Here is a 5975-nt window from a genome sequence, read left to right as displayed (position 1 = left end):
GATTAGTGGACAAAGTTATCGGTTAAAAGACAAGCTAAAAAGCGGTCAGCTACATAAAAAATTGAAAGCGGAACTGAGCGAGTAAATTAAAGGGGGTGGATCAGTTTTACTTTAGCAAAGTGGATCAGAATTCAATTGGCATTGACAATCCATCGACGTTCAAGTTATCCGGTAAGCTGGTTATGCTTGTACCGCTGAGGTCAAGCCATCCGCAAGCAATCAGGTTGTCCGGCAAACTGGTAATGTTCGTATCGCAGAGGTCGAGGTTTTCAGCGACGAAAATCTTATCTCCGTCAATGGAGTACCGGACCTTCTTTTCCTGCAACACTTCGATGAAGTCATTCATGTTCATGTCGTGCCCCTCACATCACTTAACTTAAAATCTATCCTGAAAAAAAACCTCGTCACTAGGAAGCTCCTGAGAATATTGCTGATAACCTCTTTCTACAGGCTTCCTATCGTCTTTATCCTGTAGCGTTTCAAGCTTCTTATCTATTGTTTGAGCGGGCAGCCCATTAATCTGTTCATCTAATGTTTGTTTTGTTTGAGCGATGAAGGGTAAGAGAATATCGAGGTTATAAGTTTCCTGTCCGTTCGCTTTTGTCTTTAGTGTTTTTTGCAGTACCAGCCCAACACGCTTATTGGTAAATTCCGGCGCTATATGTGTGTGCGCATTAATCATCTTGGTTGTTAACTGCTGAACGCCAGCGCAGCCCATGATGGCATGAATCATATTGACACCGTGCTTATTGGGCGTTTTATCTTTTTTGGTGTTGTATACATTAAGATAATTTGCTTTCTTGCCATCATCTGATTCAACCGAAAATTCAATTGATTCAGCACCGCCGCTACTGGTCATATATTTTGCTTCAAGAATCGTGACCACATAAGCGCCAGATTCATTGATAAATGCACTTTGACCGGCAGCTAATGCAGCCTCTTGATTGTACGCAAATGTAATATTATTCATTGATTAACTCACTTCGTTTGATTAATGCCATAGTAAGCGCAGATGGTGTCATCAACATATTTCAGGTCATTGTCAATGAGTGTTTCGTTAAACATACCCATTGGGCTTTTGCAGCAATCCATTCCGTTACTTTGCGTAGAAAAGAGGTAGTTACCGTTATTTACCGTCGCCCGTAAAACGATGGTAAAATAACTTTCTGGAACAATAACTTGGTCAACCATCTTTCCTATTGTTTTCATTTTAATCCTGCCTCGCTCATCTGTTTCACAGTGCGATAAGATATAAACTCGGCAATGTTTTGCTAATTTTCCAGCATTGCTCAAAATGAAATACACATGCTTTCCAATATCAGTAAACTTATCAAAACCTTTTTCGTTTGCTCTATCTACAAACTCACCGACCATTGAGTTTTGATAGTCATCAATAATAAGGATATCTCTATCATTTTTGCTCATGATTTCTTTAATGGCAATAGGATTCCTCACGCTATGAATGCAGCCGGGATTATTTAATTGGCTATTTGCCACCCAATCATTAGATTTAAAAGGTAATGGTTTATCTACGCATTGAATGAGGCGGGTTTTTTGTGGGTCAAGATTTCGCAGACTGGTTGACTTTCCCAGCCCCGATTCACCTAAAATTAATATTGCTATACTCATCTTGTGTTTCCTTTCGCTTAATTCTGCCCATCGTCCAATCAATTAAATTGAGGAAATCTTGTCTTCTCGTACGTAGTTGTGTGATTTCTGCTTCACAGTCTTTTCTTTCAAGACGATAGACAATCAACGGGCTATATTGCTCAGGAAAATCAGAGCAGTAGCTGACAAAATCAACCCAATCACGACCTGTACAATCAAGGTGACCTATGAGTTGCCATTTGTAGGCGGGGTCGAAAGATTCACGTTCCAATGTAGCAAAATGCACTGGAGCAGTTACCGACTTAATTTCAATTACCCCGTCACTGCCTACGAGACCGTCTGGACTATCGCCATAATCACCGAGGTCGAAAAATCCGCCATTGGTGACATCAACGTCCTCCTTAATTTCATATAGCATTCTAGCCATCGGCTCTTGTTCATGACCGCGTTGCATATGTGCATTAGAGTAGACGTGCTCGGACTTTTTTTTCTTGATGATTTCAAGCGCAATTTGTAGTGCATATTTTTTTGCCGATTCACCAAAAGCTTTCCCCTGGTTAGCCATAAAACAATGAAATTGAGATGCGGTAACCTTTCCTGTTCTCAGTTCATTCCACACTTCGGTATTTTGTTCTACATCATGCCACTGCATCATGCTGGCACCTCGTAGTAAGCATCACGGCATCGCATCAGATACAAAATTTGTTCGACTTTCTGGGTAACATCGTACAAGACTTCATCGAATCCGTCGGTAGTTTCCAGTGCTAGTAACCATGCGTCGTATTCATCGCCTTTATCTGCATCGGCGAGTTTTTGAGCAAGATAAGCGTTGCTTAAACTTTCGTATAAATATTCCCCGCCTGGCTGACAAAATTCCTCTTCTTCAACCGTTAATTTTTTTAGCGCGCGAAGAATTTCGTTTTCAGTTTGAATGTCCATGCGGTTTCCTTCTTCGGCGGTAAATTAATGTCTTTTCCCCTGCCCAAAAGCACCACCGCTAACCGTTCCTGAATACCCAAGGCGATACTTACTGCTATTGAGTACATCAGTCGCATTTGTGGTTATTTTTTTCGCTATCTTTTTGTTTGGCTTGCAGGTTGCAAGCGTAAACTTCGCCAACCTATTTACTGCATTCCTTTGCTCAGCAGTTACTTCTGGATGTTCGTTATTGAGATGCTGTTTTGCTTTTACCGCCTTAAATACTGATTTACACAGCGGGCAAAAAGCCGTCATTTCCCAAAATTTCACGTATATTCCTTCGTTTGACGTAAAGCAATCTCGCCGATTTTTTCGATAGCGATTCTTGACAGTATAGAGATAGGTTTTCGTTAAGCAGCGGTTATCCATGCTGTCCGTTGGATATCTGTCTAATTGATTTTTGAATGTAGCGAGGAGATTTACTAGGTAAATCTCTTGTTCGTTATTTTCGGGCCATGCGCTATCAATAATTTTTTCGGTTGAGAGTGTTTTTATTAGATGTAATCGTAATAAACGTACTTCATTTTTCTCTCTGTACTGCTTGATATACATGGTTTTTCTAAGGTTATTGCGTTTTTTCTGTGAGTTCACAATAACTCTCCTCCACAAGAAGATTTTTGCTGAGTACCAAAAAATACTCACCACAAATCCACCTATTGGTTATTCGGTGTTTGTGTACGCTGCCGTCAGCGTACCCCGGCTGGAAAGTCCCTACGATAGTAGGCTCAACTCCGCTTCGCATAAACAACCTACGAAGCTATCAGCAAATTACAGGCGCAACTTCCCTGCCATCCGTTTCACAGACTTTTTTTGCTGATACCAAAATGTTAAAGAGCAGTTCCGCAGCAAACGCTGGCTATGAGCTTTCGTTTAGACTTCTTGCCTGGTCATCACAAACCAAGCCATTTAAGCCAAGCATCACGTTCTTCTGCGGGACGGTTGTAATAAGCTTCAAGGACTCTACGATTAAATTCTGAGATGACTACCCAGCGCTCACCAACACGCGCCGCAGCTGCTTCAGGATCGGTTAACTCAACAACGGGTAATTTGTTGTTGGTTATCATCTTCCTAACAGCGGTTTCTGGCTTTCCGAGTAGCTCGGAAAACTTTTCAACGCTGACTGCGTCAAGCGGATATTTAACCTCGTAGTCATTTTTGGTCATCCGATCCTCATCTACTTCAAAGTGCTTCTAGGTACTTCTAAGTCGCTCTAAGTTCTTTAAGTCTCAAAACAGAGCTTGACATCTGTTATGCTTAACACTGGGTGCACTTGCCTGAATTGACCTAATTTGTGGTGAATTTCTCGGCATTTGCTTAAGAAAACATCCTTTATGAAGGATGTTTTAAACATAATAATCCTGAGGAAAGGATGATGTCAAGTGAGTATGGAAAAAAACTAAAAGATATTCGTCATGCAGAAGGACTTACTCAACCAGAATTTTCAGCATTAACTGGTATAAGCCTTGGAGCAATACGAAATTACGAAACAGGACAGAGTGGAGTAGGGTTAAACGTTATTGATAAAATTGTGAAACACCCTAAATTGAATAAATATACTATGTGGCTAATGTCCGATAAAACAGCACCAAATGCCGGACAAATTGAACCCGCTTTCTCTCTCAGTGGCTCAGAGGTCTCGGAGAAGAAGGATCAAAGAAAATCCTTCCATACGAAGGAGAATGGTTGTTAGCACTACATGATTTCTGGATGTTTGCAGAAACAATAATGTTATAATTTATAAGGTTTTTTTTGAACAAAGGAATTAATTCAATGGAATACAACTTCGAGGTGGCAGGAATTTATTATGACAATAAAGATGGAACATCAAGAAAAAATATTATTAAAAAGCATTTAGATATTGACGACTACACTAAAATCAATGTTAGTTTAATTCGCCATGGTGGAAACAAGCATGACAGAAATGCAATAGGTGTTTATATTTCAAAATCAGGATTTTTTGGATTCAATAACTTAATGATTGGCTTTGTTCCTCGTGAAGATGCTAAAGAAATATCTCCAATGTTAAAAGAAGGAGGAGAAATTATATCGGCTGAAATTTACAAAGTATGGCTGCCTTCATGGAGTGATAAGGCCACACCGCATGTTCATATCACCATAAATACTAATTGGACAGAAAATGATGTTGAAGAAATGTACAAGCGCATTAAAGATGAGCGAAGAAAAAAACGTCTTGAAAAAAGGAGTATGTCATCGGCAACTGATAAAAACAATGTAATACTTAAAAAAGTAATAAACTACATACTTAATATAGCAATATTAATTGCTGTTTATTTTTTAATATTCAAATAAAAACATACTCAATTAACTTGAAGATGTAGGAATAGGAAGCTAGACAGCCTCTGATTCACGCCTTATTCTGGGTAAATAACTGTATCTTAAAGTATTTTAAGTATAACTTCTTTCTCATAGTTTATCTAGTTCACTATCTGAAAGACTTGTATAGCGTTTAATATTTTCTCGCGCTATACCATCAGATAGAAGCTGTTTTGCCAATTGGCGTGTAGCTTCTTTAACCCCATCCTGTCGGCCAAGCTGGTAGCCTTTTTGTTCGCCGTCTTGCTGGCCTAGCTGGTAGCCTTTAGCTTCAAGCTGTTCTGCTATCGTCATAAAATCCTCCCGGTAAGTCGGTGCCTTTTCCGCAAGGGTTCGTATGAATCCCTCGCCGTCAATCGTATTTCCTGCTTTAGCGATATAATATAATAAACTCTTGCATTGTTCTTTGGAATACTGCCATTTTTCTATTAGAGTAGCTAACTCTACGGCAAGTTCCAACATATCTCGCGTTCGGATGTGCTTTTGTACCAGTTGCAGCAGTGCTATCCGGCGATGAGTCAGGATTTCCTCATCCGGTATCGTGGTAATATCAACCAGCGGAAAAGCTTGCTGATACACTGTAGCTGCCAGTTCTGGGTCAGGTCGGGTAGCAAGAGCGTATTTCTGCGCTCCCGCCCCCTAAGAGGCTGTCGCAAAAGAGGTAGTATCATGTTTTTAATGATTTCAATATTTTGATTTTAAAGAAAAAATTAAATTATTTTTATTGTAAATACCCCTTTTGCGACAGCCTCCCTAAGAACGCAGCGTGCAACTTTCACTGCACTGCGCTCAAGCCTCTCAAAGCCTCCATTACGTCAGCCGGTCAGTACCTAAATTTATGGAAGTGACGTTTTGCAAAATACTCATCCCATTCAGGATCAAATGGATTCGCTTTCTGCTGAATTCTGATATGCCGACGGATCTTTGTATCGCTGGCATTGACCAGTTTTATCAATCCGGTTGCGGCATTCTCATCACATGCAGCAAATACCCAATGGCGATGACCTACCTGTTTAAAGTATTTGTCCTTAATCCATTGCACACGTTTTTTGGGA

Annotated in this window: 10 protein-coding genes and 1 pseudogene; 2 read left to right on the top strand and 9 right to left on the bottom strand. The window is 40.2% G+C overall.

The genetic code is table 11. The features are described from left to right. Positions 1-124 precede the first annotated feature (124 nt). The 7 genes from CBG25_RS13140 to CBG25_RS13110 form a co-directional block, all read right to left on the bottom strand. A complete protein-coding gene (locus CBG25_RS13140; RefSeq protein ID WP_290607159.1) occupies positions 125-352 on the bottom strand; it encodes a hypothetical protein in 228 nt (75 codons plus the stop codon). Between the two features lie 24 nt (positions 353-376). Then, positions 377-970, bottom strand: coding sequence for a DUF669 domain-containing protein (locus CBG25_RS13135; protein WP_290607158.1), 594 nt, complete (start codon positions 968-970; stop codon positions 377-379). An 8-nt stretch (positions 971-978) separates the two neighbouring features. Continuing rightward, the gene (locus CBG25_RS13130; protein WP_290607157.1) at positions 979-1629 is read right to left on the bottom strand and encodes an ATP-binding protein; all 651 of its coding nucleotides are present in this window, start codon (positions 1627-1629) and stop codon (positions 979-981) included. Then, the gene (locus CBG25_RS13125) at positions 1601-2263 is read right to left on the bottom strand and encodes a YqaJ viral recombinase family protein (protein WP_290607154.1); all 663 of its coding nucleotides are present in this window, start codon (positions 2261-2263) and stop codon (positions 1601-1603) included. Before CBG25_RS13125 ends, CBG25_RS13130 begins: the two co-directional genes overlap by 29 nt. After that, complete coding sequence (locus tag CBG25_RS13120) at positions 2260-2547, bottom strand: hypothetical protein (RefSeq protein ID WP_290607152.1); 288 nt, start codon at positions 2545-2547, stop codon at positions 2260-2262. Before CBG25_RS13120 ends, CBG25_RS13125 begins: the two co-directional genes overlap by 4 nt. Positions 2548-2571: 24 nt before the next feature. Beyond that, positions 2572-3177 carry a hypothetical protein gene (locus CBG25_RS13115; protein ID WP_290607150.1) on the bottom strand — a complete coding sequence of 202 codons (606 nt, stop codon included), beginning with the start codon at positions 3175-3177 and terminating at the stop codon, positions 2572-2574. 299 nt (positions 3178-3476) lie between these two features. Beyond that, positions 3477-3749, bottom strand: coding sequence for a Cox family DNA-binding protein (locus CBG25_RS13110; RefSeq protein ID WP_290607148.1), 273 nt, complete (start codon positions 3747-3749; stop codon positions 3477-3479). Between the two features lie 209 nt (positions 3750-3958). Here CBG25_RS13110 and CBG25_RS13105 point away from each other — a divergent pair, with 209 nt between their 5' ends. Both CBG25_RS13105 and CBG25_RS13100 read left to right on the top strand, forming a co-directional pair. Beyond that, entirely contained in the window at positions 3959-4276 is a 318-nt protein-coding gene (locus CBG25_RS13105) for a helix-turn-helix transcriptional regulator (protein ID WP_290607146.1), read from the top strand. Between the two features lie 80 nt (positions 4277-4356). After that, on the top strand, positions 4357-4896 hold the full coding sequence (locus CBG25_RS13100) for an HIRAN domain-containing protein (RefSeq protein ID WP_290607144.1): 540 nt from the start codon (positions 4357-4359) through the stop codon (positions 4894-4896). Between the two features lie 114 nt (positions 4897-5010). On the opposite strand, the gene CBG25_RS13095 is transcribed toward CBG25_RS13100, so the two are convergent. Both CBG25_RS13095 and CBG25_RS13090 read right to left on the bottom strand, forming a co-directional pair. Further along, entirely contained in the window at positions 5011-5511 is a 501-nt protein-coding gene (locus CBG25_RS13095; RefSeq protein WP_290607161.1) for an Rpn family recombination-promoting nuclease/putative transposase, read from the bottom strand. Positions 5512-5743: 232 nt separating this feature from the next. Continuing rightward, positions 5744-5975, bottom strand: a pseudogene (locus CBG25_RS13090) (group II intron reverse transcriptase/maturase); the annotation flags it as partial.

The organism is Arsenophonus sp. ENCA (genome assembly GCF_002287155.1).
GTDB classification, from domain to species: domain Bacteria; phylum Pseudomonadota; class Gammaproteobacteria; order Enterobacterales; family Enterobacteriaceae; genus Arsenophonus; species Arsenophonus nilaparvatae.
This window is presented reverse-complemented; position numbering and strand designations above follow the sequence as displayed.

Excerpts from the sequence above, each read along its gene's own strand:
- CBG25_RS13130 (WP_290607157.1), bottom strand. The coding sequence starts at position 1,629 with ATGAGTATAGCAATATTAATTTTAGGTGAATCGGGGCTGGGAAAGTCA.
- CBG25_RS13140 (WP_290607159.1), bottom strand. The coding sequence starts at position 352 with ATGAACATGAATGACTTCATCGAAGTGTTGCAGGAAAAGAAGGTCCGG.
- CBG25_RS13135 (WP_290607158.1), bottom strand. The coding sequence starts at position 970 with ATGAATAATATTACATTTGCGTACAATCAAGAGGCTGCATTAGCTGCC.
- CBG25_RS13125 (WP_290607154.1), bottom strand. The coding sequence starts at position 2,263 with ATGATGCAGTGGCATGATGTAGAACAAAATACCGAAGTGTGGAATGAA.
- CBG25_RS13105 (WP_290607146.1), top strand. The coding sequence starts at position 3,959 with ATGTCAAGTGAGTATGGAAAAAAACTAAAAGATATTCGTCATGCAGAA.
- CBG25_RS13100 (WP_290607144.1), top strand. The coding sequence starts at position 4,357 with ATGGAATACAACTTCGAGGTGGCAGGAATTTATTATGACAATAAAGAT.
- CBG25_RS13120 (WP_290607152.1), bottom strand. The coding sequence starts at position 2,547 with ATGGACATTCAAACTGAAAACGAAATTCTTCGCGCGCTAAAAAAATTA.
- CBG25_RS13110 (WP_290607148.1), bottom strand. The coding sequence starts at position 3,749 with ATGACCAAAAATGACTACGAGGTTAAATATCCGCTTGACGCAGTCAGC.